Source organism: Mesorhizobium sp. WSM4822, from assembly GCF_055811155.1.
Genome location: NZ_JBVVQM010000005.1, coordinates 291,719 through 317,911, shown reverse-complemented (window position 1 = coordinate 317,911; position 26,193 = coordinate 291,719). Strand labels below are relative to the sequence as shown.

The 26,193-nt window shown below is 63.6% G+C and carries 25 protein-coding genes; 11 read left to right on the top strand and 14 right to left on the bottom strand.

What is annotated here, in order from left to right; all coding sequences use genetic code 11:
* Positions 1 to 38 precede the first annotated feature (38 nt).
* The 4 genes from AC0L3E_RS14560 to AC0L3E_RS14545 all read left to right on the top strand — a co-directional run bounded on the left by AC0L3E_RS14560 (position 39) and on the right by AC0L3E_RS14545 (position 5,429).
* Positions 39 to 2,162, top strand: a complete 2,124-nt coding sequence (locus tag AC0L3E_RS14560) for an ABC transporter permease (protein ID WP_128309908.1) — start codon at positions 39 to 41, stop codon at positions 2,160 to 2,162.
* Positions 2,159 to 3,208, top strand: a complete 1,050-nt coding sequence (locus AC0L3E_RS14555; RefSeq protein ID WP_473605020.1) for an SMP-30/gluconolactonase/LRE family protein — start codon at positions 2,159 to 2,161, stop codon at positions 3,206 to 3,208. Before AC0L3E_RS14560 ends, AC0L3E_RS14555 begins: the two co-directional genes overlap by 4 nt.
* The gene (locus AC0L3E_RS14550) at positions 3,208 to 4,704 is read left to right on the top strand and encodes a sugar ABC transporter ATP-binding protein (RefSeq protein ID WP_292457994.1); all 1,497 of its coding nucleotides are present in this window, start codon (positions 3,208 to 3,210) and stop codon (positions 4,702 to 4,704) included. Before AC0L3E_RS14555 ends, AC0L3E_RS14550 begins: the two co-directional genes overlap by 1 nt.
* 317 nt (positions 4,705 to 5,021) lie before the next feature.
* The gene (locus AC0L3E_RS14545) at positions 5,022 to 5,429 is read left to right on the top strand and encodes a carboxymuconolactone decarboxylase family protein (protein ID WP_063172539.1); all 408 of its coding nucleotides are present in this window, start codon (positions 5,022 to 5,024) and stop codon (positions 5,427 to 5,429) included.
* Between the two features lie 4 nt (positions 5,430 to 5,433).
* Here the strand turns inward: AC0L3E_RS14545 and AC0L3E_RS14540 are convergent, their stop codons facing one another.
* The 12 genes from AC0L3E_RS14540 to AC0L3E_RS14485 all read right to left on the bottom strand — a co-directional run bounded on the left by AC0L3E_RS14540 (position 5,434) and on the right by AC0L3E_RS14485 (position 16,419).
* Positions 5,434 to 6,321: an amidohydrolase family protein gene (locus tag AC0L3E_RS14540; protein WP_473605019.1), complete on the bottom strand. Its 888-nt coding sequence runs from the start codon at positions 6,319 to 6,321 to the stop codon at positions 5,434 to 5,436.
* Positions 6,321 to 7,457 carry a vWA domain-containing protein gene (locus tag AC0L3E_RS14535; protein WP_473605018.1) on the bottom strand — a complete coding sequence of 379 codons (1,137 nt, stop codon included), beginning with the start codon at positions 7,455 to 7,457 and terminating at the stop codon, positions 6,321 to 6,323. The genes AC0L3E_RS14540 and AC0L3E_RS14535 overlap by 1 nt, the downstream gene beginning before the upstream one ends.
* A gap of 199 nt (positions 7,458 to 7,656) precedes the next feature.
* Positions 7,657 to 8,538, bottom strand: a complete 882-nt coding sequence (locus AC0L3E_RS14530; RefSeq protein WP_128309883.1) for an AAA family ATPase — start codon at positions 8,536 to 8,538, stop codon at positions 7,657 to 7,659.
* Between the two features lie 8 nt (positions 8,539 to 8,546).
* The gene (locus tag AC0L3E_RS14525) at positions 8,547 to 9,551 is read right to left on the bottom strand and encodes a xanthine dehydrogenase family protein molybdopterin-binding subunit (protein ID WP_128309882.1); all 1,005 of its coding nucleotides are present in this window, start codon (positions 9,549 to 9,551) and stop codon (positions 8,547 to 8,549) included.
* Position 9,552: 1 nt separating this feature from the next.
* Positions 9,553 to 10,920, bottom strand: a complete 1,368-nt coding sequence (locus tag AC0L3E_RS14520) for a xanthine dehydrogenase family protein molybdopterin-binding subunit (RefSeq protein ID WP_127266795.1) — start codon at positions 10,918 to 10,920, stop codon at positions 9,553 to 9,555.
* 13 nt (positions 10,921 to 10,933) lie between these two features.
* A complete protein-coding gene (locus tag AC0L3E_RS14515; protein WP_256746926.1) occupies positions 10,934 to 11,416 on the bottom strand; it encodes a (2Fe-2S)-binding protein in 483 nt (160 codons plus the stop codon).
* 60 nt (positions 11,417 to 11,476) lie between these two features.
* Positions 11,477 to 12,271, bottom strand: coding sequence for an FAD binding domain-containing protein (locus AC0L3E_RS14510; protein WP_473605017.1), 795 nt, complete (start codon positions 12,269 to 12,271; stop codon positions 11,477 to 11,479).
* A 13-nt stretch (positions 12,272 to 12,284) separates the two neighbouring features.
* A complete protein-coding gene (locus tag AC0L3E_RS14505) occupies positions 12,285 to 12,728 on the bottom strand; it encodes an SRPBCC family protein (protein WP_127266792.1) in 444 nt (147 codons plus the stop codon).
* Positions 12,729 to 12,858: 130 nt separating this feature from the next.
* Positions 12,859 to 13,686 (bottom strand): AraC family transcriptional regulator, encoded by an 828-nt coding sequence (locus AC0L3E_RS14500; RefSeq protein WP_127266791.1) that lies wholly within the window; start codon positions 13,684 to 13,686, stop codon positions 12,859 to 12,861.
* Positions 13,687 to 13,861: 175 nt separating this feature from the next.
* Positions 13,862 to 14,629: an SDR family oxidoreductase gene (locus tag AC0L3E_RS14495; RefSeq protein ID WP_473605016.1), complete on the bottom strand. Its 768-nt coding sequence runs from the start codon at positions 14,627 to 14,629 to the stop codon at positions 13,862 to 13,864.
* Between the two features lie 11 nt (positions 14,630 to 14,640).
* Complete coding sequence (locus tag AC0L3E_RS14490) at positions 14,641 to 15,639, bottom strand: ABC transporter permease (RefSeq protein ID WP_127266789.1); 999 nt, start codon at positions 15,637 to 15,639, stop codon at positions 14,641 to 14,643.
* A gap of 39 nt (positions 15,640 to 15,678) precedes the next feature.
* Positions 15,679 to 16,419, bottom strand: a complete 741-nt coding sequence (locus tag AC0L3E_RS14485; RefSeq protein ID WP_013530854.1) for an ATP-binding cassette domain-containing protein — start codon at positions 16,417 to 16,419, stop codon at positions 15,679 to 15,681.
* A 464-nt stretch (positions 16,420 to 16,883) separates the two neighbouring features.
* Between AC0L3E_RS14485 and AC0L3E_RS14480 the strand changes: the two genes are divergently transcribed.
* The gene (locus tag AC0L3E_RS14480; protein ID WP_127396614.1) at positions 16,884 to 17,873 is read left to right on the top strand and encodes a sugar-binding protein; all 990 of its coding nucleotides are present in this window, start codon (positions 16,884 to 16,886) and stop codon (positions 17,871 to 17,873) included.
* A gap of 198 nt (positions 17,874 to 18,071) precedes the next feature.
* Positions 18,072 to 18,854, top strand: coding sequence for a FadR/GntR family transcriptional regulator (locus AC0L3E_RS14475; protein ID WP_127396613.1), 783 nt, complete (start codon positions 18,072 to 18,074; stop codon positions 18,852 to 18,854).
* Positions 18,855 to 18,878: 24 nt separating this feature from the next.
* Here AC0L3E_RS14475 and AC0L3E_RS14470 read toward each other — a convergent pair whose 3' ends face one another.
* Positions 18,879 to 19,817, bottom strand: a complete 939-nt coding sequence (locus tag AC0L3E_RS14470) for an NAD(P)-dependent oxidoreductase (protein WP_127331723.1) — start codon at positions 19,815 to 19,817, stop codon at positions 18,879 to 18,881.
* 119 nt (positions 19,818 to 19,936) lie between these two features.
* Here AC0L3E_RS14470 and AC0L3E_RS14465 point away from each other — a divergent pair, with 119 nt between their 5' ends.
* Positions 19,937 to 20,833 carry an NAD-dependent epimerase/dehydratase family protein gene (locus AC0L3E_RS14465; protein ID WP_473605015.1) on the top strand — a complete coding sequence of 299 codons (897 nt, stop codon included), beginning with the start codon at positions 19,937 to 19,939 and terminating at the stop codon, positions 20,831 to 20,833.
* A gap of 102 nt (positions 20,834 to 20,935) precedes the next feature.
* Positions 20,936 to 21,712: a FadR/GntR family transcriptional regulator gene (locus AC0L3E_RS14460; RefSeq protein ID WP_127271478.1), complete on the top strand. Its 777-nt coding sequence runs from the start codon at positions 20,936 to 20,938 to the stop codon at positions 21,710 to 21,712.
* A 17-nt stretch (positions 21,713 to 21,729) separates the two neighbouring features.
* Here the strand turns inward: AC0L3E_RS14460 and AC0L3E_RS14455 are convergent, their stop codons facing one another.
* Positions 21,730 to 22,020, bottom strand: a complete 291-nt coding sequence (locus tag AC0L3E_RS14455) for a DUF3175 domain-containing protein (RefSeq protein WP_024501537.1) — start codon at positions 22,018 to 22,020, stop codon at positions 21,730 to 21,732.
* 170 nt (positions 22,021 to 22,190) lie between these two features.
* Between AC0L3E_RS14455 and AC0L3E_RS14450 the strand changes: the two genes are divergently transcribed.
* From AC0L3E_RS14450 to AC0L3E_RS14440, 3 genes are all read left to right on the top strand, one after another.
* Positions 22,191 to 23,420 carry an MFS transporter gene (locus AC0L3E_RS14450; protein WP_473605014.1) on the top strand — a complete coding sequence of 410 codons (1,230 nt, stop codon included), beginning with the start codon at positions 22,191 to 22,193 and terminating at the stop codon, positions 23,418 to 23,420.
* A 177-nt stretch (positions 23,421 to 23,597) separates the two neighbouring features.
* On the top strand, positions 23,598 to 24,626 hold the full coding sequence (gene gntR, locus AC0L3E_RS14445) for an HTH-type transcriptional regulator GntR (protein WP_473605013.1): 1,029 nt from the start codon (positions 23,598 to 23,600) through the stop codon (positions 24,624 to 24,626).
* 302 nt (positions 24,627 to 24,928) lie between these two features.
* Positions 24,929 to 26,056, top strand: coding sequence for a sugar ABC transporter substrate-binding protein (locus AC0L3E_RS14440; RefSeq protein WP_127273383.1), 1,128 nt, complete (start codon positions 24,929 to 24,931; stop codon positions 26,054 to 26,056).
* Positions 26,057 to 26,193: the final 137 nt, after the last annotated feature.

Below are 26,193 nucleotides of genomic sequence, written 5' to 3'. Positions count from 1 at the left end.
GGCCACCTCTTTGTCTTTTCTCTTGCAGCAGTGACCTGATGTCCTTTCGCGAACGCCTCCAGTCCTGGCGCTACAATCTCGTGCCCGACCATGTCGTCGGCGAGATCCTGACCAAGCGCTGGACCGACAACGCCATTCCGTTCCTGGCGCTGGTGGCGACGCTGGCAACCTTCGGCTCGCTCATCCCGGGCTTCTTCAAGCTGACGGCGCTGCAGGATTCGACCCGTCAGCTCGGCGAGTTCTCGCTGATCGTCACCGGCATGACGGTGGTCATGCTGGGCGGCGGCATCGACCTGTCGGTCGGTTCGATCTTCGCGCTCTCCTGTTTTTCCGCGGTCTATGTCTTCTTCATCCTCGATCAGTCCGTGTGGCTGGCGCTTGCCGCATCGATCGCCACAGGATTGCTGTTCGGTGCGATCAACGGCTATCTGGTCGGCTATTTCAGGCTGCGCGCCTTTCTCACCACGCTGGTCACCTTCATCTTCGGCCGCGCGCTGTTCGACATCCTGGTCACCACTTATGCCGCCGATGTGCAACTTTCCGGCGCCACGTCGGACGTGCTGGATTTCATCGGCGACGGCACCTTCTGGGGGCTGTCGGTCTCGGTGTGGCTGGCGATCATCCTGGCCATCGTCACCCATATCGCGCTGACCCGTTCACGGCCGGGCTGGCACGTGCTGGCGGTCGGCGGCTCCAGGCGCTCGGCGCACAATGCCGGCATCCGCGTGCGCCGCACCGTGTTCATGACCTACGTCTTCTCCGGCTTCTGCGCCTCGATCGGCGGCTTCCTCATCGCTTGCCGGCTGAGTGGGGCAGGGCCGGGCACCGGCCTCAATCTGGAAATCATGGCGCTGACGGCGGCGGTGGTCGGCGGCGTCAGCCTGGGCGGCGGCCGCGGCTCGGTGATCAAGGGGCTGATGGGCGCCATCATTGTGCTGACCATGACCAACGGGCTGATCCGGCTGGGCTATGGCACCGGCACCAACCAGATGGTGTTGGGCATCATGCTGGCGGTCGCGGTGACCATCGACATCCGCTGGCTGAAGAACCGCCACAAGGTGCTGAACGAGGTCTATGTTGCGCCGGTCTATCTCAAGATGGGCGAGACAAAGTCGGCCGCACCAGGCTCCGGAACGCCCTACGAACTCGACAACCGGCTGTCGGCCGCAGAGCATATCGGGCTTGGCGAGCTGGAAGGGCCTGAAGACGTCATTCTCGACCGCGACGACAATCTCTATTGCGGCACGCGTCATGGCGAGATCGTCCGTTTCTTCGCGCCGGACTACGTCAAATCCGAAGTGTTTGCTCACATCGGCGGTTTCCCCCTGGGGCTGGCCTTCGACAAATCAGGCAATCTGATCAGCTGCGTCGGCGCCATGGGGCTCTATTCGGTCTCGCCGGATCGGGAGGTTAAACGCCTGTCGGCGGAGACGTCGCGTTCGTGGACCTCGATCGTGGACGATGCGCGGCTGCGCGATCCCAATGACTGCGACATCGCACCCGACGGGCGCATCTATTTCACCGACTCCACCAAGCGCTACGACGCGCATGACTGGGCGCTGGATTCGATCGAGAACCGCGCCACGGGCCGGCTGCTGGTCTATGACCCGAAGGACGGCTCGACGAAGACGCTGCTCGACGGCTACCGCTACACCAACGGTGTGTGCATGGCGCATGACGGCAAGTCGCTGTTCTTCGCCGAAAGCTGGGCCTGCCGCGTGCATCGCTACTGGCTGGAAGGACCGAAAGCCGGCACCGCCGAATGCGTCATCCGCGACATGCCGGGCTATCCCGACAACATCAACCGCGCCTCCGATGGCAATTACTGGATGGCGTGGCTCGGCATGCGCACGCCGAGTTTCGACCTGTCGCTGCGCCATCCCGACATGCGCAAGCGCATGACGCGCCGGCTGCCGCAGGATGAATGGCTGTTCCCCAACATCAACACCGGCGGCGTGGTCAAGTTCAACGAGAAGGGCGGCATCGTCGAGGCGATGGGCGACCTCACCGGTGGCGCGCACCCGATGGTCACCTCGATGCGCGAGCACAAGGGATATCTGTTCGTCGGCGGCATCCTCAACAACCGCATCGGCCGCTACAAGATCGCAGGCGCCGACCCGAACTGGACCTGTCCCGCTTCCTATTGGGGAGCAAAGCCATGATCCTCGATCCGGTGCTTGGCCTGTTTCGCGGCAAGGCGGTCACCATCCCGCCGCTCGACGGCGCTTTTCGCCCCAATACGCGGCTGGATGATGCGCCGGCTTTCGCCGAGATGACGGAACCAGACAATCTGCTCGTCGCCGGTGACAGGCTGCTGGCCTCCAGCGGCAACGCCATCCATTCGATTGCGGCTGGAGCGGAACCTGTCGTGATCGAGACTTTTCCGTCTGCCGTCACCGCGCTGGCGCTGTCGCCATCCGGTGAACTGACGGTCGGGCTGGAAAGCGGAAAGCTGCTGATTGGCGGCAGCGACGTTTCGCTGCCGGCTGACCTCAGCTGCATCACCGCACTTGCCTATGCGGATGACGGCACGTTGTGGCTGGCCAATGGCTCGGCCGAGCACGCGCCGTCGCAATGGGCCGCCGATCTGATGAAGAAGGGTGCCTCCGGTTCGCTGTGGAAGCGAGACGCCGCGGGCGGTGATTTCCGCAAAGTCGCCGGCGAGATTGCCTTTCCCTATGGGCTGCATCCTGTCGGCAGGGATGTGCTGGTCTGCGAAAGCTGGCGTCATCAGTTGGTGCGTTTCGATGGCGCGACGGGCAGCCGCTCGACGGTTCTGACGCATCTGCCCGGCTATCCCGCGCGGCTGTCGCCTTCCGCCGATGGTGGGGCGTGGCTGACCTTGTTTGCGCCGCGCAACCGGCTGATCGAATTCGTGCTACAGGAAACGCATTACCGTCAGGACATGCTGAGCCAGGTGCCGCCGGCCTACTGGATCGCGCCAGCGCTGGCCTCCAGCCGCAGCTTCCTCGAGCCGCTGCAATGCGGCGGCATCCGCACCATGGGCATCCACAAGCCATGGTCGCCGAGCCGCTCCTACGGGCTGGTGGTCAGGCTCGACCAGAAGATGCAGCCGCAATTCAGCCTGCACAGCCGCGCCAACGGCACGCGCCATGGCATCTGCAGCGTTACGGAAAAGGACGGTCTTCTGTTCATCGCCTCCAGGGGCGGCGACTGCATCCTTTCCGTCGCCACGGGAGGTTTCTGATGGAACCGATTGTCCGTCTGGAGAATGTCACCAAGAACTACCGCGGCGTGCCCGCGGTGAAGAATGTCAGCTTCGACCTGCGCAAAGGCGAAATCCACGCGCTGCTCGGTGAGAACGGCGCGGGAAAATCGACGCTGACCAAGATCATCGCCGGTGTGGTCGACGCCACCTCGGGCAAGATGTTCCACAAGGGGCAAGAGATCGCCTACGCCTCGCCGCATGCAGCGCTTGAAGCCGGCATCGCCATGGTGTTCCAGGAGACGAGCCTGGTGCCGTCGATGACTGTGGCGCAGAACCTCTATCTCGGCACCGAAAAGTTCCTCAACCGGCTGCGCGGCACCTACATTTCGGCGCAGCAATTCCTGCAATCGCTGAACTTTCCCGTCGACCCGAACGCCATGGTGGCGACGCTGGGTGCTGCCAAGCGGCAGATGGTCGAGATCGCGCGCGCGGTGCACCACAATGCCGAGATCATCATCTTCGACGAGCCGACGGCGACGCTGACGCCGGAAGAAAAGCGGCACTTCTTCGCGCTGATCCGGCGGCTGAAGGCGAGCGGCGTGTCGATCGTCTTCATCAGCCACGCGCTGGAAGAGGCGCTCGATATTGCCGACCGCATCACCATCCTGCGCGACGGCGAGCTGGTCATCACCGACGACACGTCTGCTTTCGACCGCGACAGGATCGTGTCCGCAATGGTCGGGCGCACGCTGTCGGGGCAGATCTACCGGCAGCGCGACGAAGCGAAGCTTCGCAAGGCGGGCAAGAAGGTGCTGTCGGTGCAGGACATCTCGATGAGCAATGTCGTGCGCAACACGTCCTTCTCGATCTTCGAGGGCCAGATCACCGGCGTGTTCGGGCTGATTGGCTCCGGCCGGACCGAGACGTTCAAGATCGTCTCCGGCATCTACAAGCGCGACTTTCTGCGCGGCGGCGCCATCGAGCTCGATGACAGGCCGGTGCGCTATCTCGTGCCGAGCGAGGCGGTGGCCGACGGCATCGTCTATGTCACCGAGGATCGCAAGAGCGAGGGCATCTTCGAGACGATGGGCATTGCCGAGAACCTGTTCGGCGGACTGCTGGCGGCGGGCCGGGAAAAGGCCTGGGTGATCAATGCGCAGGAAATGCGCGCGCTCTCAGCCGAATGGACGAAGACGCTGAACATCAAGGCGATCAACGACAATGCGCGCGTCGTCGAACTGTCCGGCGGCAACCAGCAGAAGGTGGTGATCGGCAAGGGGCTGGTGCAGCAGCCGCGCATCGTCATCTTCGACGAGCCGACGCGCGGCGTCGATGTCGGCGCGATCGCCGAGATCCATCAGATCATCAACCGGCTGGCCGATGAGGGCTTGGCCGTCGTCGTCATCTCGTCTTACCTGCCGGAGATCATGAACCTGTCCGACCGCATCCTGGTCTGCCGCCAGGGCCGCATCGTCGAGGAGTTTTCGCCGGCCGAGGCGACGGAGGAGAAGATCATGTACGCGGCTGTGCATTAGGTTTCCGGGCGGTGCGTACGTCGATAATTGGCCGGGACGTCCATCCCTTCGTCATCCACGGGCGAAGCAAGGAGCGTAGCGACGCGGCGCAGACCCGAGGATCCATGCCGCGACTTCCATGCGTCGCTGCGGCGCAGGATTCTGCTCCGCCGCACACTTCGAGAGACGTCACGGAATGGATCCTAGGGTCTCCGCGACGGAGCTTCGCTCCTGCTTCGCTCTAGGATGACGAAGGTGAGGGGCTGAAAACCGATTCATCCAAGGTGGTTGGCCGTAATTGCTCAACACTTGATTCAATTCAAACGAAAGGGAACGCCATGGCCACGACGAAACTCCTCAGCGATGCCGAGGTCGAGAAAATCCCGGCCGTGAAAGCCGTGTTCGACGACATCCGCGCGACGCGCAAATCTGATTTCGTCAACAATTTCTGGCGCGGGCTGGCCAATGATCCTCCGGCGCTGAAGCGGATCTGGGAGCAGTTGAAGGTGGTGATGGTCGCTGACAGCGCCATCGACCCGCTGACCAAGGAGATGATCTACATTGCCGTGTCGACCGCCAATGGCTGCTCCTACTGCGTCCACTCGCACACGGCGGCGGCTCGAGCCAAGGGCATGACCGATGCGCAGCATGGCGAGCTGGTGTCGATCATCGGGCTGGCCGGCCAGACCAACCATCTGGTGACGGCGATGCAGATTCCGGTTGACCCGCAGTTCGAGGTGAAGTGAGGCCTCACACCGGCCGGTAAACCTTCTCCGCCGTGTTCCAGAAAATATCCGCCTCCGCCGCCGCACCATGCTTCGCCACCGCGTCGCGGTGCGCCTTGATCAGCTCGGCGTGGCTGGTCCACAGTTTTTCGATCGGGAAGTTCGAGCCGAACATCAAATGGTCGGCGCCCAGGATCTCGATCGCGTTGTCGACGATATAGGCAATCAGCGCCGGGTCGTTGCGATGGACGAAGGTGCCGAGGCCGGAGAGCTTGGCGTAGAAGTTGGGGGCGGCTGCAAGCGTGCGCAGGCCTGCCTTCCAGGCTTCGGTGGTTTCCGGCTCCATGCCGGTCAGCATGCCGGCATGGGTGAGGATGAAATTTGTTTCGGGGTTTTCGCCGACCAGCGTCAGGCCGTCCTTCATCTGGGCGGGGAAGAGCTGCAGGTCGAAGGACAGGCCATAATCCTTGAGCCGCGCCACATTGGCGCCGACCTTCGGGTCGATCACCTGGTCGGCCGAGGCGGCGAAACGGAAGGCCGGCGTCTCGTGCCAGTGTAGCTGCATGCGCACGCCGCGCAGTAGCTTGTATTTCATCAAGCGATCGATCTGGGGCCTGATATCGTCGACGGTCATGTCGGTATAGCCGACGATGGCATGCGGCCAGCCGGTTTCGTCAGCAGTCTTCTGCAGGAAGGCGACTTCCTTCTCGAAATCTTCCTTGGCCCAGTTGGTCTGGACGTAGACGGCCTTCTCGACACCGGCGTCCTGCTGGTCGGCCAGAAATTCCTCGATTGGATAGTCGCGCCGGATCGGCTCGTAGGGACCGAAGATGCGTGGCACCATCGGTCCGACCAGCCAGGGTTGGTCCTTCTGGCGCCAGATGTGAAAATGCGCGTCGATGGCTTTTTGCATCACGAAACCCTCTTCCAGATGGCTGCCGCCGCTGGAGCAGGGCGGGCGAGCGACAGGATGAAATCGGCGAGACTGGCAAGCGACGAGCCGTCGACCAGATCGTCGAGGTCAGGCAGGATTGCGCGCAGTGCCGCTGTTGCCGGCCGGAAGCGAGGGTCACCGGCCAACGGTGTGGCCAGCGACAGTCGAAAAGCGCGGGCGCTCAGCCGGCGTATCGCGGTCTCCAGCTCACCATGGTCGCCGCGCTCCAGCGCGTCGGACAGGATCACGACCGTGGCACCGCGTGCAAACGACGAGAAGCGCGGCACCGAGAGGAAGGCGAGCAGCGTCGGTCCCATGCGGGTGCCGCCGTCCCAGTCGTCGACCTGGGCCGCGGCGCGCGCCAGAGCCTGGTCGCGGTCGCGGATGCGCAATGCCGTGGTGATGCGCGTCAGCCGCGTGCCGAAGGTGAATATCTCGGCGCGGTCGGCACCTTGCACGGCCGCATGCGCCAGCTTGAGATAATCCGCTGTGTGCAGCTTCATCGAGCCGGAAACGTCGATTAGGAGCAGCAGCTTGCGCGGGACGGTCTGGCGGCGGCGCAGCAGCGGCGAGGGGACGTCGCCATCGGCGCTGACGATTTCCCGCAGCGACCGGCGCAAATCGAGCTTGCCGCGCGAGTGGGTGCGTATCGTACGGAAGGAGCGCCGGGCTGGTAAAGCGGTCGAGAGTTTGCGACGAAAGGCGGTCAGCCTGTCGTCGTCGCGCTGGAAGTCGCGGGTACTCAACTGCTCCAGGGCCGAAGAGAGGTCGCCGCCCTCTTGGCTTTGTTCGGCCTCGAGCCGTTCGTCGTCGGCGCCGCCATCATCCTTGATGCGAGTTTCTTCGTCGGCGTCGCCTTCGACCACGGCGAACGTATTGCCATAAAAGTGGCCCTGGAAATGCGCCTCGAATTCGTCGCGGCGGTCGGGCGGCGGCGCCAGCGTGGCAAGGGCGGCCTCGCGGATGTCTGCCATCGAGCGCGGCCCGAGCAGGGTCACCGCCTGCATGAAGCCGGAGACCTGCTCGGGGGCGATGGCGAAACCATAGCGGCGCAGCAAGCGGCCGAAGCCGAGGAGGGGTACGGCGGCGCGGGGCAAGCTTGTTTCCCGCATCATTGCGTGGCGCCCCCCTCTGTCCTGCCGGACATCTCCCCCTCAAGGGGGGAGATTGGCAGGTTCGACGCTTCGCTCTGTTCGGCGACGTGAGCGATTAGCGAAAGCGGGGATGACATCCGATCTCCCCCCTTGAGGGGGAGATGCCCGGCAGGGCAGAGGGGGGCGCTCTCCCGCCAGCATTGCAAAATGACCTCGCGCGTCACGCCAGCGCCTCCTCGACAATCCGGCCAAGCTCCGGCGCAATGTAGGAGAGGTCCTCCTCGTCCTTGATCAGCACGCCGATGGCGCGGCGGAAGGCTTCCGGCCACGGGCTGCCGCCTTTCTCCAGGATGGTGGCGGCATTGGCCCATTCGACGGCCTCGGCGATGCCGGGCGGCTTGGCCAGTGGGCGGGCGCGAATGGTCTGCACGGCCGCCGCCACGGCGCGCGCCGTTGCTTCAGCCACATTGCCGGCGCGCAGCATGATGATGGCGGCCTCGCGCTCGGCGTCGGGATAGCCGATCCAATGATAGACGCATCGGCGGCGCAGCGCTTCGGCGAGCTCGCGGGTGCGGTTCGAGGTCAGGATGACGATCGGCTGTGCGGCGGCGCGGATGGTGCCACGCTCGGGAATGCTGATCTGGAAGTCGGAGAGGAATTCCAAAAGCAGCGCTTCGAATTCGTGGTCCGAGCGGTCGATCTCGTCGACCAGCAGCACGCGCTGCTCGGGCGCCTTCAGCACCTGCAGCAGCGGTCGTGCGATCAGGAAACGGTCGTCGTAGATGTCGATCTCATGCTCGCCGGCATGGCGGATGGCAAGCAGCTGGCGTTGATAATTCCATTCGTAGAGCGCGTGCGCGGCGTCGATGCCTTCATAACATTGCAGCCGCACCAGATCGCGGCCCAGCAGCTCGGCGATCGCTTTGGCCGCTTCCGTCTTGCCGACGCCCGGCGCGCCTTCGAGCAGCAGCGGCTTGCCCAGCCGGATTGCCAGGAAGATGGCGGTCGAAAGGCTTTCATCGGCCAGATAGCGCGAGGCGGCCAGATGCTGCGCCACCGCCTCCGGCGAGGTCGCTGATGTCTCGGCGCTTGTCCCGGTCATTTCGGCCCTCAGTTCGCCGCTTGCGCCTTCAGCGCGCGCAGGATGCGCTCCGGCGTGATCGGCAGCGTGTCGATGCGCACGCCGACGGCGTCGAAGACGGCATTGGCGACCGCCGGGATCTGTGGGTTGGCGCACATTTCGCCCGGCCCTTTGGCGCCGTATGGTCCGTCCGCCGATGGCCGCTCCAGCACGATGATCTCGGTCTCGGCGAGGTCGCCGGGACCCGGCATCAGATACTGGTTGAAGTCGGTGCCGCCATGATCGCGGTTGGGATAATAGGGCTCGGTCGTCTCGTAGAGCGCATGGCTGATGCCCATCCACGAACCGCCGACCAGCTGCTGTTCGACCATTTTCGGGTTCAGCGCGCGGCCGATCTCGAAGACGTTCTTCACCGTCAGTACGGTGACCTCGCCGGTTTCGTCGTCGACCTCGACCTCGGCCACGGTGCAGGCATGCGCGTAGCAGGTCGACGGCTTCATCGCGCCGGTTTCTTTCTCGGGATAAGAGCGCGGGATCAGGAACATGCCGCGGCCCGAGATCGAGCGGCCGCGCTTGAAATGCGCCGACAGCGCGACATCGAAGATCGAGATCGACTTTTTCGGCGCGCCCTTGACCAGTATGTTGCCCTGGCCGTCGGTCTCGAGGTCGGATGCATTCACCTCCAACTCCTCGGCCGCCACTTCCAGCATCACCTGGCGGGCTTCCCTTGCCGCCTGGATGACGGCGTTGCCGGCGCGGTGTGTGCCGCGCGAGGCGAAGGTGCCCATGCAGTGCGGGCCGGTGTCGGTGTCGGCGGTGTCGACGACGACACGGTCGGTCGGCACGCCGATCGTCTCGGCGCAGATCTGCGCCATGATCTGCTTCATGCCCTGGCCGAGATCGACCGATGACAGCGTCACCATGAAATTGCCTGTCGGCGTCGAATGCACCAGCGCCTGCGTCGGGTCGCCGCCGAGGTTCATGCCTGTGGGATAGTTGATGGCGGCAACGCCGCGTCCGCGCCTGATCGCCATCTCAAGCTCCCTTCACGTAGGATGACATCGCCATGTACTTTTCCGCCACCGGCCAGTTGGCGGCGCGCGAGGCTTCCTGCATACATTCGATCAGCGCCGCGCCCTCGGTCGGCTGGCGGTGCGCCTTCATGTCGCCGTCGCGATAGGCATTGATGAAGCGGAATTCGAGCGGATCCATGCCGATCAGCCGCGCCAGCTTGTCCATCTGCACCTCCAGCGCGAAATCGCCGATGGTGACGCCGAAGCCGCGCATGGCGGAGGAGGGCGTGCGGTTGGTGTAGACGCAGTAGGTGTCGATCCAGACGTTCGGGATAGTGTAGGGGCCGGGATAGTGCCCCGCGCCCTTCTGCGCGCCATAGGGCGAGTGGCGCGAATAGGCGCCGGCATCGGTGTAGCCAGTGACCTTGCGCGCGACGATGCGGCCGTCCTTCATGACGCCGTCCTTGATGACGACCTTTTCAGCGGCGCGTGGCGACGATATCTGCATCTCCTCCTCGCGGCTGTAGATAAAACAGACTGGTCGTCCGGTTAATTTTGCGCCGAGGATGGCGATCGGCTCGACGATGACGTCGACCTTGCCGCCAAAGCCGCCGCCGACGGTGCCGCCGACGAAATGCAGTTTGCTGCCGGGCATCTGCAGGATGATCGAGGTGTTGTCGAGCGTGAAGAACATCGCCTGCGTGTTGGTGTAGCAGGTGAAGCGGTCATTGCCCTCGGGCGCCACCACGCAGCCGGTGGTCTCGGTCGGCGCGTGCTCGATCGGCGAGGACTGGTAGCTCTCCTCCAATATGTGGTCGGCACCGGCGAAGCCCGCCTCGACGTCGCCGAAGCGCACCTTGCGGCATTCGCCGCTGTCATAGAGATAATAATTCTGGCCGTGATATTCGTTGACCAGCGGCGCGCCGGGTTTCAGCGCCTCTTCCATGTCGAAGACGGCCGGCAGCACCTCATAGTCGACCTTGACCTTGGCTGCGGCCTCTTGCGCGGCACGCTCGGTTTCGGCCAGCACCGCCACTACGGCCTCGCCCTTCCAGCGCACCTTGCCGTCGGCAAGCACCGTCTCGTCCTCCGGCCCGACCTGGATCAGGATCAGGATGGTGTAGACATTGTGCGGCACGTCCTTGGCGGTCAGAATTTTCACCACACCTGGATGTTTTTCCGCCTCGGAGGTGTCGATCGAGCGGATGCGGGCATGGTGATGCGGGCTGCGCACCATCTTCAGGTGCAGCATGCCGGGGAAATTGCGGTCGGCGAAAAAGGCGGTCTTGCCGGTGACATGGCCGGGTGAATCGGAGCGCGGCCGAGGTTGGCCGATCTCGTGCAGATCATCTTTGCGGACATCGGCGAAGTAGTTCTTGCGCAGTTCCATTCTTTTGGACCCCTCAGGCCGCGTTCTGCGAATTGGCGCGGGCGGCAGTCAGCACCGCCTTGATGATCGGTTCGTAGCCGGTGCAACGGCAGATGTTGCCCGATAGCGCCTCGACCACCTCGTCGCGGCTGGGGTTGGGCGTATGATCGAGCAGCACCTTGGCCGCCATGATCATGCCCGGCGTGCAGAAGCCGCATTGCGTGGCGAAGGTGTCGAGGAAGGCGCGCTGCAGCGGGTGCAGCACGCCGCTTTCCGAAAGCCCTGAAGTCGTGCTGATAACGGCGCCATCGCAGGTCTCGGCCAGCGTCAGGCAGGAGAGCCTGAGTTCGCCGTCTATGATGACCGAACAGGCGCCGCAGGTGCCTTGATGGCAGCCGCCTTTCGGCGAGGTGTCGCCGATCTTGTCGCGTAGCGCGTGCAGCAGCGTTGTGCCGCTGTCGATGAATTCGGCCTTTTCCGAGCCGTTGAGCGTGAATTGAACCGGAACTTTTGCCATGTTTTCCTCCCAGCGCGCCTGCCCGAACCGGCGGACAGACGCGCGCCCCCGAACGAAATATTATGCGAGCAGCAACCGGCCGAGATGAACCGGCAGGACTTCGGCGCGATACCAGGTGCTGGCGATTGGGTCGGTGATGGGCGAGGTGCCATCACCGGCCGCGGCCAAGGCCGGCGCGATGCCGTCAGCGGTCAGCGTTCGGCCGATCAGCGCTTTTTCCGCCGCCCTGGCGCGCATTGGCCGATCCGCCATGCAGCCGAGCGCGATCCGCGCCGAGGTTACGGTGCCATCCGGCGACAGTTCCAGAGCACCGGCTATGCTGAGCACAGAGACGCCCTTGGGCTTGACCCTCGACACTTTCAGGAAGCGGAAACTGTCGGCCTTCGGAAGCGTGAAGCTTACGGAAGTGACGACGGCGCGGCTGCCGTCCCGATTGGCCAGAAAAGTCTCGATCGGCGTTTGCCCGTCATCGGTGCCGACCGTCGCATCGAGCGCCAGCAGGGCAACGGCGAAATCGCCATAGGGGGCCGGGGCAAAAAGATTGCCGCCGATGGTCGCCATGTTGCGGATGGCCGGGCCTCCGACGGCGCGGGCGGCCTTGGCTAGCGTGCCGAGCACCGGATGGCCGGCGATCGCCGCCATCGTCACCGAAGCGCCGATGCGGACTTTGCCGCCGGCAACAGCGATGGTGGACAAAGACGGCTCGGTCGACCTGACAAGGCCGGAAACCGAAACATCGCCTTCATTGGCCGCGCGGACGACCAGCGTGCCGCCGCCGAGATAGCGTGTGCCCTGGGCTTTCAGTGCCGCGTTCGCGTCTTTCACCGTTGCAAAGGTCTGCAGTGCCAGCGCCATGGTTTGGCTCCTGTCAGCTCTGGCCGGCGAAATGGCTTTTCAGGGCGTTGAAGCCGCCCTGAAAGACATTCGCGCCCATGCCCTCGGCCAGCTTGTCTGCCTCCTCGGGCGCGGCGTCGAAGCTGGCGGTCCATTCGGCGTAGGTGCGGTCGCCATCGGTCACACGCCGCAGCTGCAGGGTCGCCTTGTGATTGGTCAGCGGTTGCGGCGTCTCGAGGATGGAGTAGCTGACCAGGAAATTCTGATCGGAGAAGTCGAGCAACTTTTCGCGCAGGCGGGCGCCGCTGGCGAGCTGGAAATTGCGCACGCAGCCGATCATGGTGGCATCCTTGCCGTCTTCAATGTGGCTCTCCACCATGCGCGGATGCCAGCCCGGCAGCCCGTTGAAGTCGCGTATGCGCGCCCAGACCTTTTCGACCGGCGCGTCGATGACGCTGGATATGGTGACTTTGGCCATTCAAATGTTCCCTTGCAAAAACGATCCGGTGCAAGGGTAGGGCGGCCATTTCAGCGACGCTTATCAATGCGTCTTGAGCGTGTATCAAGGAGTCTGAAAAACAGTCGACCTTGACTAAACGAGGACAGGCTCAGGCAATCGCCCGCGCGGCCTCGCGGTAGAGCGTCGGCGGCACACCGACATGGTCGCGGAAAAAACGCGAGAAATTGCCCTGCGTGGTGAAGCCGAGATTGCAGGCGACCGAGATCAGCGGCTCCCGCGACCATTGCAGCTGCCGCACCGCTTCCTCCATGCGCAGCGTGTTCCAGTAGACATTGGGCGTCAGATTGGTCTGTTCCTTGAACAAAGCGAAGAAATGCGGTCGCGACAGGCCGACGCTGCGCGCCACGTCGTCGAAGCAGATGCGCTCGCAGACATTGGCCTTCATCAGCTGGATTGCCTTGCGGACACGGAAATCCTGCATGGTGTTGATGCGGACACGGGCCTCCTGCGGCGCCGAGGCGTCGGCGGCGTCGAGCACGCTATCGATGAAACGCTCGATCTCGTAGTTGGCGATATCGTCGACGCTCTCATTGTCGCTGAGGTGGTCGAGCAGATTGGCGGCGGCCTGATGCAGCCACGGTTCCAGCGTGATCGCGGCTTGTGAAAACAGCGGTGCCGACGAAGGCAGGTCGCGGCGGCGCCGCGCCCAGTCGGGATCGATGTAGAAGGCGAGAAACAGACCGGGCGTCCCGTTTTGCGACAGAACATGGCTGTGCGGCTGGAAGGAGTTGATGCCGGCGGCCGTTCCAGGTCCAAGCCGGACGGTCTCGCGGCCGATGGTCATTTCGCCGGCCGTACCTTCCAGCCAGATGATCAGATGGGCCTCGACATGGGCATGGGTGACGAAGTCGCTTGCGACATTCAGGATAGATACATGTCCGAACCGGCCCCAGTAGAGCCTGATCGCTTCCGTCATGGGTATATCCTCCCGCAGACGACTGGCCTCCCTTCGTCTGCAACAGGGATTGTGCGGCTGAGTTCGGGGCCGCGTCAAGACGCGCGGGGGCGGTGAGGGCGAATGACGGCCGATGCGGCCGGATTTTCAGACTGAGCGATAGGTTTCCTCTCCTCCCACAAGGGAAGAACGCCCCTCAAACCGAAGCCGTCATGCCGCCATCGACATACAGTGTATGGCCGTTGACGAAAGACGATGCGTCGGACGCAAGGAACACGGCGGCGCCGATCAGCTCGTCGACAGCGCCCCAGCGTCCGGCGGGCGTGCGCTTTTCCAGCCAGGCGGAAAATTCCGGATTGTCGACCAGCGCCTGGTTCATCTCGGTGCGGAAATAGCCGGGCGCGATCGCATTGATCTGCAGGCCGTGTTTGGCCCAGTCGGCGCACATGCCCCTTGTCAGGTTACGGATCGCGCCCTTGGTCGCGGTGTATGGTGCGATGTTCGGCCTTGCCAGTTCGCTCTGCACCGAGCCGATGTTGATGATCTTGCCCTTGCCGCGCGGGATCATGTGGCGGGCGACCGCCTTGCCGACATGGAAGGCGCCCGACACATTGGTCTTGAACAGGCGCTCCCATTGCTCCTCGGGAAAGTCCTCGAGCGGGGCGCGGAACTGCACGCCGGCATTGTTGATGAGGATGTCGATGGCGCCGATCTCGGCCTCGATGCGGGCAATGTCCTCGTTGACCGCCTGAAAATCGGTGACGTCGAAGGTCGAGGCGTGCGCCTTGAAGCCGGCATTGCGTAGCTTTTCGACGGCACCGCCGATCCTGGCGGCGTCGCGGCCGTTCAGCACCACGCTTGCCCCATGTTCAGCCATGCCCCGAGCCAGCGCGAAGCCGATGCCCTGGCCGGAGCCAGTCACCAGCGCCAGCCGCCCCTCAAGGCTGAACAGGGAGTTGGCCATCAACTGTCGGCTTAGTCGCTGCGGCGGAAATTGCGGATGCGGTCGAACAGCACCGCCAGCAGAATGGCGCCGCCGATGAACACGCCTTGCCAGAAGGCATTGATGCCGAGCAGGCCGAGACTGTTGCGGATCACCTCGATCAGGGCCGCACCGACGATGGCGCCAAAGGCGGTGCCGACGCCGCCAGCCAGATTGGCGCCGCCGATGACGGTTGCGGCGATCACCTGCAGCTCCATGCCGGTGCCGAGATTGGTGGTGACGGCGCCCAGCCAGCCGGTCTGGATGATGCCGGCAATGCCGGCCGACAGCGCCGAGATCATGTAGACGGCAACCTTGATCTGGCGCACCGGAACGCCGGTCAGCGTTGCCGCGTGCTCGTTGCCGCCAATGGCAAAGATGTGGCGGCCGAACTTCGTCCAGCGCAGGATAAAGCCGGTGATCAGCGCCAGAAGGATCATGTAAAGCACCGGATTGGCGATGCCGAACACCCAGGCGCCGCCGCCCAATGACAGAAGCTTGGCGTGGTCCGGCCCGAACTGGAAGACGACGGTGTTGTTGGAGGCGACCATGGCGAGGCTGCGGGCGATCGACAACATCCCGAGCGTCACCACAAAGGGTGGAAAGCCGAGATAGGCGATCAGCACGCCGTTGAAGGCGCCAATGGCGAGCGCGGTGGCAATGGAGGCCAGGATGCCGACCTCGATCGAGTAGCCGGCATGCATGGTGACGGCCAGCACCATTGACGACAGGCATAGTACCGAGCCGACCGACAGGTCGATGCCGCCGGTGATGATGACGAAAGTCATGCCGAGCGCGATAATGGCGACGAAGGTGATGTTGCGGGTGATGTTGTAGAGGTTCTTCGACGTGGCAAACGCGTCGGTGGCAAACGACAGGAACACGCAGGCGAGGATGACCGCGATCACCACCCAGAAGGTCTGGCTGGCAAACACTCTCGCGGCCAAGGATTGCTGCTTGTGTTCGATCGGCTGGTCAATTGTCAGTGCCATCGTCGACCTTCATCTGCTGCGTGGTGAAATTCGCTGAAATCAAACCTGTTCGATGGCGCCGGTGATCAGCCCGGTGACTTCCTCGGGCGAGCTCGACGCAATCGTCTTGTCGGCGACCTTGCGGCCGCGCCGCATGACGATGACGCGGTCGGCGACGGTGAAGACGTCAGGCATTCGGTGGCTGATCAGCACGACGGCGATGCCCTGATCGCGCAAATGGCGGATCAGGTTCAGCACTTCGGCGACCTGGCGCACCGAGATCGCCGCCGTCGGTTCGTCCATCAGCACGATCTTGGCCTGCGACAGCATGGTGCGGGCGATCGCCACCGCCTGGCGCTGGCCACCCGACATCTGCTTGACGAGGTCGCGCGGACGGGTTTCGGACTTCAATTCGGCAAAGAGCTGGCCGGCACGCTTGTACATCGAGGCATAGTCGAGGATGCGGAACGGCCCGACGCCGCGCCGCAGCTCGCGGCCGAGATAGACGTTGGCGGCGGCAGTCAGATTGTTGCAGAGCGCAAGGTCCTGGTGGACGATCTCGATGCCGTGCTGGCGGGCTTCCGCCGGCTTGTGCAGGATCAATTCCTTGCCGTCCATGTGCATGGTGCCATGGCTCGGGCGGAAATTGCCGGCGATCATCTTGACCAGCGTCGACTTGCCGGCGCCGTTGTCACCCATGAGGCCGACCACCTGTCCGGGCTCGATCGACAGCGAAACGTCGTTGACAGCCTGGATGGCGCCGAAATGCCTAGAGATGTTGGTGAGTTCGAGAACCGCCACCAGCCTTTGCCTCCCCGTGATTTGCGACCTGCCGCTGTTCCCGGCGTGGATGCCGACGCTGCTTAGGCCTCGCTCTCCCCGGCTCCTCCCGAAGACGGCGTTAGCGTTCTTTTACGCAAAAGCCGGCGCACGTCAATCAATTGTCGGACGAATTGGGCCAGGACTATTTTAAAAATCCGTTTTGTAGGACAAATAGCATTGACGTTGGCGCCAAGCCGATATTAGCTAAGCGTCGGAGGAGATTATGCCGATCCCCGCTGGCGGTTCGCCGGCCGGAATCGGCGGAGGTTTGACGGCCCAGCATCCGGCGACACCTGTGTGTGAGCTGATCTGAAGCCGAATCTGGAAATGCTTATCGATCTGTCCTGGCGACACGAGCGCTCGAAACGACCCTCGGTCATCACGCATCCGGTCGATCTGTATGGCGGGCACGCCGTGTCCGTTTGTTTCAAGGGAGGACTGACATGAGGAAGACACTTTTGCTCGCCGCCGTCGCCGCAATGGCGTTGGGTGCCGGGCCGGCTTTGGCCAAGAAACAGCTCGTCATTGTCGTGAAAGGTCTCGACAATCCGTTCTTCGAGGCCATCCACCAGGGCTGCGAGAAATGGAACAAGGAAAACGCCAGCTCGGAGTATGAATGCTTCTACACCGGTCCGGCGTCGACTTCGGACGAGGCCGGCGAGGCGCAGATCGTCCAGGACATGCTGAGCAAGGCCGACACGGTGGCGATGGCGATCTCGCCGTCCAACGCGCCGCTGATCGCGCAGACGATCAAGAGCGCCAATCCGACGATCCCGATCATGACGGTCGATGCCGATCTCAGCAAGGAAGACGCAGGTCTTCGCAAGACCTATCTCGGTACCGACAATTACCTGATGGGCAAGAAGATCGGCGAGTACATCAAGAAGGGCAAGCCGAATGGTGGCACGATCTGCACCATCGAAGGCAACCCGGCGGCCGACAACATCCTGCGCCGTGCGCAAGGCATGCGTGACGCACTGTCGGGCAAGGAAGGCCTTGCCGCACTTGCCGGTGAAGGTGGCTGGACCGAAGTCGCCGGCTGCCCGGTGTTCACCAATGACGACGGCGCCAAGGGCGTACAGGCGATGACCGACATCCTCGCCGCCAACCCCAAGCTGGACGCCTTCGGCATCATGGGCGGCTGGCCGCTGTTCGGGGCGCCGCAGCCCTATCGCGATCTGTTCGGACCGCTCAAGGACCGGATCGCCAGCAACGACTTCGTCATCGGCGCCGCCGACACGATCGGCGACGAAGTGGCGATCGCTCGTGACGGCCTCGTGACGGCTCTGGTCGGTCAGCGGCCGTTCGAAATGGGCTACAAGGCACCGTCGGTGATGATCGACCTGATCGAAGGCAAGGCAGTGGCCGATCCGGTGTTCACCGGCCTCGACGAGTGCACCAAGGATACGGTCGACACCTGCATCCAGAAGTAGGTTCTCGATTTCGGGGCGCCCGGTTGCGGGCGCCCCGTCATTCCTGAACGGAAGCGATAATTCCCGAACGGACGCAATGGTTGGGGCAACCGGCTCCGGCTTTGCCGTGCCCGTGATCTGGATTTTTCGGCAACGAGATCGGCGCCCGTGCGGTTCGGCTCAATCCGGACGACAGACGGTCGACGCATTGGAACGTGGATGCCGGACGAGAAGTCAAGCAAGCAAACCGACCGGGCCAAGGCACAAGCCAGCCACGGCCCGGCTGTCATGCGCAAGGCCGGTGCCGCGCATTTTGCGGGAGCGAGCGTCCATGTCTCGCTGGCCGGCGAGATTGGCCTGCGGATCGTGCGTGGCGACTATCCGCCCGGCACCATCCTGCCCAACGAGTCCAGATGGGCCGAGATCTTCAATGTCAGCCGTTCGGCGGTGCGCGAAGCCATCAAGATGCTGATGGCGAAAAGCCTGCTGGCCTCACGCCCCAAGATCGGCAGCTGGGTCGAGCCGAAGGAGCGCTGGAACCTGCTCGATCGCGATGTGCTGGCGTGGTACGCGACGGCGCCCGACCGCGAGGCGTTCCTGCGAACCGTGCAGGAGTTTCGTCATATCATCGAACCGGAAGCGTCGGCCTTTGCCGCCATACGGCGCAGCGACGAGCAAATGGCGGAAATCAGCCAGGCCTGCCGCGAGATGGGCGAGGCCTTGAGCCTGCAGGAGCGTATCCGCGCCGATACGCGCTTTCATCTGGCCATCCTGCGCGCCTCCGGCAACGACCTCCTGGTGCCGCTCGGCGTGCTGATCGAGTCGGCCCTCGACCATCTCTTCGCATTCACGACACAGCAGGTCGCCGATCAGCGCCAGGCGCAGAAGCTGCATGAGGCGATCGAAAAAAACATCCGCCTGCAGCGCCCAGCCGCCGCGCGCAACGCCGTGCACAAGCTGCTTGCAGATACCGACGATGGGATAGGGCGGTGGAGGCGGTGACCGGCGCCAGGGTTGGGTAATCGGTCAAATGGTCTGCTTCTTCCCATCCTTCATCGGCATCAGGTCGACACCGTTCACCCCAGCGATATGCGTAGCCAGCATCGGCACGAATTGCTCGGCCGGCCCGGTTGCATGGGCACCGGCGAAGGAGTTCTTGGTGGCGTTGCCGAGCGGATTGGCAATACCGGCCGCACCCGCCATCGATTCCAGATAGGTCAGGTCCTTGAAGGCATTGGCGATGGTGAATTTGTGCGCGTCGCGGTCACCTTCCAGCGTCCAGCGCATGAAGGTCTGGTAGAAGCCGCAATCCATGCGGCCATTGCGAATGACGCTGTCGAAGCGCGGCGGCGAGATGCCGACCTTCTCAGCCAGCGCCAGCGCCTCGGAATAGATCGCGGCGTAGCCGAGCGAGATGAAATTGTTGAGCAGCTTCATGCGATGGCCGTCGCCGGTGTCGCCGATATGGACGATGCGGCCGGCCCAGGTTTCGATCACCGGCTTCACCCTGGCAAAGAGGGCGTCCGGCGCGCCGACCATGGCGTCGAGCGTGCCTTCCCAGGCTTCCTTCGGCGTGCGGCTGAGCGGCGCGTCGACAAAATCGATTCCGAGCGCCTTGAGTTCCGCTGCCAGCGCCACCGTCGAGACCGGATCGGAGGTCGAGCAGTCGACGACGACCGAGCCCTTTTTCAAGCCCTCCTTGAGGCCGCCGGGGCCGCGAATGATGGCTTCGACCTCGCGCGAACCGGTGACGCAGATGAAGACGATATCAGATGCCGCCGCCACATCGCGCGAGGTCGATGCTTCCGTGGCGCCGCGGCCAAGCAGGTCTTCCGCCGGTTTGCGGTTCTTGCGGCCGAGGAAGGTCAGGCTGTAGCCCTTGTCGACGATGTTCTTGGCGATCCCGTGGCCCATAAGGCCAAGCCCGATGAAGCCGATCTTTTCGCTCGCGGCAGTCGTGTTCATGTCTTCAAGTCCTGTTGCAATGATTGATGTCAGGCGCTGCTGTTTTGCAGGCGAGGGTGGTTGCGGATGGCGATATTGTCTGACAATACACATAAATTCCTGAGGATGTGGAGAGCAAAATGACGAAGCGGATCATGTTCACCGGCGGCAGCGGCAAGGCCGGACGCCATGTCGTCCAATATCTGGTCGAGCAAGGCTGCCAGGTGCTCAACATCGACACCAAGCCGCTCGACAATCCCAAGGTGCGCACGCTGATCACCGACATCACCGACAGCGGGCAGGTGTTCAACGCACTGTCGAGCTATATGGGCCTGCATGAATTCGACCCCTCGCTGCGCCCGCAGCCGGTCGATGCAGTGGTGCATTTCGCCGCCATCCCGCGCATCATGATCACCACCGACAACGAGGTGTTCCGCATCAATGCGCTCGGCACCTACAATGTCGTCGAGGCGGCGGTGAAGCTCGGTATCCGCAAAATTATCATCGCCTCCAGCGAGACGACTTATGGGCTTGTGTTCGCCAACGAGCCGCGCGATCCCAAATATTTCCCGCTCGACGAGGAGTATGATGTCGATCCGATGGACAGCTATGCTTTGTCCAAGGTCGTCAACGAGAAAACGGCGCGGGCCTTTGCGCAACGCAACGGCACCGACATCTACGCCCTGCGCATCGGCAACGTCATCGAGCCGCACGAATATTCGCTGTTTCCGAAATGGTTCGCCGATCCGGGTTTCCGCAAGCGCATCGCCTGGAGCTATGTCGACGCGCGCGACCTTGGCCAGATCACGCTGCGCGCCATCGAGAAGGACGGGCTCGGCTATCAGGTGTTCAACGCGGCCAATGACGACACCTCGTCCGACCTGCCGACCGCCGAACTCCTGAAGCGGTTCTACCCCGGCGTGACGGTCAAGGCCGAACTCGGCGAATACGAGACGCTGCTCTCCAACCGCAAGGCGCGCGACGTGCTGGGCTTCCGCCCGGAGCATAGCTGGCGCAAATACGTCAAGCAGGACTGATCCGCGAAGCAATCGGGGCTGATCTGTGCACAGCGGGCGGCTTTGCGGTGCAAGCCGCTTGCCGCGCTTGACAGCCTGCTTAATACGGACTTTCTGGAACCCATGCGGGACGCGAAGCCGAACAAGGAAAAATCGTTGGGGAAGGCGGTCTCCGGGGACCGTCCGGGCGGCGTTCGCCGCGCCGACGCCGCGCGTATCCCAGGCTCCAGCGTCCACGCCTCGCTGGCCAGCGAAATCGGCCTCAGGATCGTGCGCGGCGACTATCCGCCCGGCACCATCCTGCCCAATGAAGCGAAATGGTCGGAGACCTTCAGCGTCAGCCGCTCGGCGGTGCGCGAAGCCATCAAGATGCTGATGGCCAAGAGCCTTTTGGCCTCACGTCCCAAGATCGGCAGCTGGGTCGAGCCGAAGGAACGCTGGAACCTGCTCGATCGCGATGTGCTTGCCTGGTACGCGACGTCGCCGGATCGCGAAGTGTTCCTCAAGACGGTGCAGGAATTCCGCCACATCATCGAGCCGGAAGCGACCGCGTTTGCCGCCATGCGAAGAACCGACGAGCAGATGGCCGAGATCAGCCTGGCCTGCCGTGAGATGGGAGAGGCGACGAGCCTGCAGGAGCGGACCCGCGCCGACACGCGCTTCCATCTTGCCATCCTGCGGGCTTCGGGCAACGACCTTCTGGTGCCGCTCGGCGTACTGATCGAGTCCGCGTTCGATCACCTCTTTGCCTATACGACGCGGGAGATCGACGATCTAAACCACGCGCAGAAGCTGCACGAGGCGATCGAGAAGAACATCCGCCTGCAGCGCCCCGACGCCGCGCGCAATGCAGTGCGCAAACTGCTCGCCAACACAGACGGCGTCATCCGCGCCCGGTAGAGCCTGACCGGCCGCCGCTAGTCATCCTTGTCACGTCCGAAGGCGCTGCGCAGTTCGTCCTTGGCGTCCTCAAGCACTTTTTTGCGCGCGGCAGGCAAGTTCTTGCCGGCGCGGTTGATGTAAAAATTCAGCATCGACATGGCGGATTGGAAAGGCTCGGCCTTGCGTCTGTGGCTGTGTTCGGCGGATCGTTTCAGCGAGGCGGCGATCTTCCTGGCGTCGTCGGATTCGAAGACGTGATCCTCAAGATCCATTGCGTTGCTGTGCTCGGTCACCTCGGCCGACCATTTTTTCCTGGTGGCGGTCATCGCTGGACTCCTTTGCAGGGTGGGTTGCCGGGAAACTCCGCACATCGGCATCGGTTCCGGCCTGGCTCTGGAGCCACGGATTTGCCCGCTGTGGCGCTGCTGCGGCCTGAGAATGCGCCGATAGTGGCGCAAACGGCAGCCGATCTCCGAGACCGCCGACAGGAAACGCCTTGACTCGAACCGACAGCATCCAGCCCGGCCCCGGCATCGACAGCTCCTATGCCTGGATGCGGCTTGCCATCTCGATGCTGCTGGCGACGATCGGCGCCGTGGGCATGTGGGCTGTCGTCGTCGTGCTGCCCGCGGTGCAGGCCGAGTTCGGCGTCGACCGCGCCGCGGCGTCCATGCCTTACACCGCGACCATGGTCGGTTTCGCCGCCGGCAACGTGCTGGTCGGCCGCGCCATCGACCGGATGGGTTACTGGATCCCGGCGCTGATCTCTTCGATTGCGCTTTCCGCCGGGCTGCTGCTCGCGGCGCTGTCGACCTCGATCCTGCAGTTCACGCTTGCCCAAGGAGTGCTGATCGGTATCGGCACGTCGGTGATCTTCGGGCCGCTGATCGCCGATATCTCGCACTGGTTCAACCGCCGTCGCGGCGTTGCGGTCACAGCGGCGGCGGCCGGCAATTACCTTGCCGGAGCGTTGTGGCCGACCATCATGCCGACACTGATGAAGGCGGAGGGCTGGCGCTTCACCTATGCGGCAATCGGCATCTTCTGCCTGGTGACAATGGTGCCGCTGGTGCTGATGCTGCGGCGCGGTGCCCCGGCGGCGGCCGTCGCGGGTTCGCCCGGAAGCCGGTCGGTGCAGCCGATCTCGCTGTCGCCGGCGGCCTTGCAGGTGCTGCTGGTCGCCGCCGGCCTCGGCTGCTGCGTGGCGATGTCGATGCCGCAAGTGCATATCGTCGCCTATTGCATGGACCTTGGCTACGGCGTCGCACATGGCGCCGACATGCTGTCGATCATGATGGCGGGCGGCGTCGTCAGCCGGCTGGCGTCCGGCTTCCTGGCCGACCGTATCGGCGCGGTGTGGACATTGATGATCGGCTCGGTTCTGCAGTGCCTGTCGCTGCTGTTCTATATTCCGTTCGACGGGCTTGCCTCGCTCTATGTGGTGTCGCTGGTGTTCGGCCTGTCGCAGGGCGGCATCGTGCCTTGCTACGCGATCATCGTGCGCGACTACATGCCGGCCAGGGAGGCCGGCCAGCGTATCGGCATCGTCATGATGGCGACCATCTTCGGCATGGCGATCGGCGGCTGGATGTCGGGCTGGATCTACGATTTGACCGGTTCCTACGCCGCTGCGTTCCTCAACGGCATCGCCTGGAATTTGCTGAACCTGGTGGCGATCGGGCTGCTGTTCTGGAAGGCACGGCGCAGCACAGCCGTGACGGCCTGAGCTCACCGTGCCCAATGGTCCGGGAGCTGCGCGGCTTGACAACAACCCAAGGCTGCGCGACGCCGGTAGGCGAATGGGTGCGGCAACAGGCCGGTTTGGCATGACGACGGTGGCAAAGACCCCGAATATGGTTCCAAAGGCGCTTGGCTGCACAAGCCCGTCGCCAGGAGTGCGTCCTTGACCAAGCCGCGCTCGCGCCGGGGCGGCGGCCGCCCGACCATCGCGGATGTCGCGCGCAAGGCCGGCGTCGGCGCCATTACCGTGTCGCGCGCCCTGCGTGAGCCGGAGCGTGTGTCCGAAGAGCTGCGCCGCCAGATCCAGGCCGCTGTCGACGAACTGGGCTACGTGCCGGACCCGAATGCGCGGGCGCTGGCCTCGGCGCGCGCCGAGGTGTTCGGCGTGCTGGTGCCGTCGCTCACCAACAACGTCTTCGCCGAGGTGGTGCGCGGCATCTATGACAGCCTGTCGGCCGGCCCGTTCCGCATCCAGCTTGGCAACACCCACTATTCCGGCCTCGAGGAAGAGCGGCTGCTGCAGCTGTTCGGTTCGCAGCGGCCAGCTGCGCTGATCGTCGCTGGCATCGATCAGACACCGGCCTCGCGAAAGCTGCTGGAAAGTGCCGGCTGCCCCGTGGTGCAGGTCATGGAAACCGGTCCAGATCCGGTCGACATGATGGTCGGCTTCTCGCATCTCGATGGCGGCAGGGCGGCGACCGAGCATCTGGTCGAGGCCGGCTATCGCCGCATCGGCTTCATCGGCGCGCGCATGGATCCGCGTTCGCAGCGGCGCCTTGCCGGCTATCGCGCGGCGATGGAGGCCGCGGGCCTGTTCGACCCGCGCCTCGTCACCACCACGCCGGTGCTGTCCAGCGTGTCGCTCGGCCGCGAGATGTTCCGCGACGCGCTGGCCAAGGTGCCGACACTCGACGGTGTCTTCTGCAACAATGACGATATCGCGCTCGGCGTCTTGTTCGAATGCCATCGCGCCTCGATCGCGGTGCCGAAGACGGTCGGCATCGTCGGTTTCAACGATCTCGACATGATGCAGGTGGCGTTTCCGTCAGTCACCAGCATCCGCACCCATCGCTATGAGATCGGCCGGCGTGCCGTCGCCATGGCGCTGGCGGCGATCGCCGGCAACAGACCGGAGCAACGGATCGTCGACCTCGGTTTCGAGCTCAAGCGCCGCGAGAGCACGGCGCGTTGAAACGCACAGGAGCGACTGTGCGAATGCCGGTTTACACGCCAATTTGGTAGCGCTACCATCTTCTCCAGGCAGGTGCATGAACGACAGGTCGCACCTGTTTATTATACATAAGCGACAACTAATACTTGTTTATTATGGATAATATGATAGTTTTCGCCCCGCTGGCGGCGACAAGGGAGGAACCGGGTCGGCCACCACGGGCGGCCAAGGAAGCGCATGGCGAGGCGGGAGGTGCCGGTCCATTGCGCGAAAAATTCGCATTGCGAAACGAACAATCAGAACTGCAATCGGGAGGATTATCGATGATCAAGTCACTTGTTGGTGGCGTCGTTGCCGCCACTGCATTCGTCATGCTCAATTCGGCCGCCATGGCCGCCGGACCCGAAATCGTATCGGGTCCTGCCGCTCAGGCGGACTGTTTCGCGCCGTGGAGCGCGGAGACCAAATTCTTCAAATATCCCAAGAAGGAAGGGCCGTTCCGCATCGCCTTCGCCAATGGCTATATTGCCAACACCTGGCGCATCCAGATGGTGCAGACGGCCAAGGCCTACGCCGCACAACCTGAAGTCAAAGCCAAGATCAAGGAATTCAAGGTCGTCTCGACGGGCGAGGACGTGCCGGCGCAGATCTCGGCGATCAACAATTTCATCGATTCCGGCTATGACGCCATCGTCACCGACGCCCAGAACCCGACGGCCTTCGGTCCGGTCATCAAGCGCGCCAAGGAAGCCGGCATCGTTCTGGTCGCCTTCGACAACATCCTTGACACCAAGGATGCCATCAACGTCAATGTCGATCAGAAAGGCCTTGGCGAATTGTGGGCCAAGTGGCTGGTCGCCAAGATACCGAATGGCGGCAAGATCCTGGAAGTGCGCGGCGTCGCCGGCACCTCCGTCGACACCGACCGCCACAACGGCATCCACGAGGTCTTCGCTGCGTCCGGCAAGAAGTGGGACGTCACCGAAGTCGCCGGCAAATGGGATGACGGCGTGGCACAGAAAGTGACCGCCGATGCGATCGCCACCAACGGTCCGTTCGACGGCATCACCGGCCAGGGCGGCGATACCGGCATCGTGCAGGCGATGATCGACGCCAAGCATCCGTTCGTGCCGTTTGGCGGCGAGACCGAGAACGGCTTCCGCAAGTTCTGCGCCGCGCATTCGGCCGACGGGCTGAAGTGCTCGTCCGCGGGCTCGGGTCCGGCTCAGGTCGCCGTCGCCATCAAGACCGCGATCGCCGCACTCGAAGGCGAGGTGGTGCCACAAGAGGTGAAGCTGCCGCTGGCGATCGCCGAAGACCCGAACTTGAAGGAAGGCACGGATTACTTCCCCAAGGAATCCGATAATTTCTTCGTCGGCAATTCCTTCCCGACCTGCGGCATCAATTTCAGCGCCCAGGAAATCATGGGTCAGACCAAGGAAAACCAGTAAATCATCACTGGCTGTCACCTGGCGGGGGGGGGGGGGGGCCCCCGGGGGGGGGGAAAAAAAAAAAAAACCCCGGGGGGGCCGGGGGGGGGGGGGGGCCCCCGATTTTTATTTTTGGAAAAAAAAAAACAAAATGGGGG

Excerpts from the sequence above, each read along its gene's own strand:
- AC0L3E_RS14545 (WP_063172539.1), top strand. The coding sequence starts at position 5,022 with ATGGCCACGACGAAACTCCTCAGCGATGCCGAGGTCGAGAAAATCCCG.
- AC0L3E_RS14520 (WP_127266795.1), bottom strand. The coding sequence starts at position 10,920 with ATGGAACTGCGCAAGAACTACTTCGCCGATGTCCGCAAAGATGATCTG.
- AC0L3E_RS14465 (WP_473605015.1), top strand. The coding sequence starts at position 19,937 with ATGACGAAGCGGATCATGTTCACCGGCGGCAGCGGCAAGGCCGGACGC.
- AC0L3E_RS14560 (WP_128309908.1), top strand. The coding sequence starts at position 39 with ATGTCCTTTCGCGAACGCCTCCAGTCCTGGCGCTACAATCTCGTGCCC.
- AC0L3E_RS14550 (WP_292457994.1), top strand. The coding sequence starts at position 3,208 with ATGGAACCGATTGTCCGTCTGGAGAATGTCACCAAGAACTACCGCGGC.
- AC0L3E_RS14540 (WP_473605019.1), bottom strand. The coding sequence starts at position 6,321 with ATGCAAAAAGCCATCGACGCGCATTTTCACATCTGGCGCCAGAAGGAC.
- AC0L3E_RS14440 (WP_127273383.1), top strand. The coding sequence starts at position 24,929 with ATGATCAAGTCACTTGTTGGTGGCGTCGTTGCCGCCACTGCATTCGTC.
- AC0L3E_RS14525 (WP_128309882.1), bottom strand. The coding sequence starts at position 9,551 with ATGGCGATCAGGCGCGGACGCGGCGTTGCCGCCATCAACTATCCCACA.
- AC0L3E_RS14510 (WP_473605017.1), bottom strand. The coding sequence starts at position 12,271 with ATGGCGCTGGCACTGCAGACCTTTGCAACGGTGAAAGACGCGAACGCG.
- AC0L3E_RS14505 (WP_127266792.1), bottom strand. The coding sequence starts at position 12,728 with ATGGCCAAAGTCACCATATCCAGCGTCATCGACGCGCCGGTCGAAAAG.
- AC0L3E_RS14530 (WP_128309883.1), bottom strand. The coding sequence starts at position 8,538 with ATGACCGGGACAAGCGCCGAGACATCAGCGACCTCGCCGGAGGCGGTG.
- AC0L3E_RS14470 (WP_127331723.1), bottom strand. The coding sequence starts at position 19,817 with ATGAACACGACTGCCGCGAGCGAAAAGATCGGCTTCATCGGGCTTGGC.
- AC0L3E_RS14490 (WP_127266789.1), bottom strand. The coding sequence starts at position 15,639 with ATGGCACTGACAATTGACCAGCCGATCGAACACAAGCAGCAATCCTTG.
- AC0L3E_RS14495 (WP_473605016.1), bottom strand. The coding sequence starts at position 14,629 with ATGGCCAACTCCCTGTTCAGCCTTGAGGGGCGGCTGGCGCTGGTGACT.
- AC0L3E_RS14500 (WP_127266791.1), bottom strand. The coding sequence starts at position 13,686 with ATGACGGAAGCGATCAGGCTCTACTGGGGCCGGTTCGGACATGTATCT.
- AC0L3E_RS14475 (WP_127396613.1), top strand. The coding sequence starts at position 18,072 with ATGCCGGACGAGAAGTCAAGCAAGCAAACCGACCGGGCCAAGGCACAA.
- AC0L3E_RS14460 (WP_127271478.1), top strand. The coding sequence starts at position 20,936 with ATGCGGGACGCGAAGCCGAACAAGGAAAAATCGTTGGGGAAGGCGGTC.
- AC0L3E_RS14515 (WP_256746926.1), bottom strand. The coding sequence starts at position 11,416 with ATGGCAAAAGTTCCGGTTCAATTCACGCTCAACGGCTCGGAAAAGGCC.
- AC0L3E_RS14555 (WP_473605020.1), top strand. The coding sequence starts at position 2,159 with ATGATCCTCGATCCGGTGCTTGGCCTGTTTCGCGGCAAGGCGGTCACC.
- AC0L3E_RS14480 (WP_127396614.1), top strand. The coding sequence starts at position 16,884 with ATGAGGAAGACACTTTTGCTCGCCGCCGTCGCCGCAATGGCGTTGGGT.
- AC0L3E_RS14535 (WP_473605018.1), bottom strand. The coding sequence starts at position 7,457 with ATGATGCGGGAAACAAGCTTGCCCCGCGCCGCCGTACCCCTCCTCGGC.
- AC0L3E_RS14455 (WP_024501537.1), bottom strand. The coding sequence starts at position 22,020 with ATGACCGCCACCAGGAAAAAATGGTCGGCCGAGGTGACCGAGCACAGC.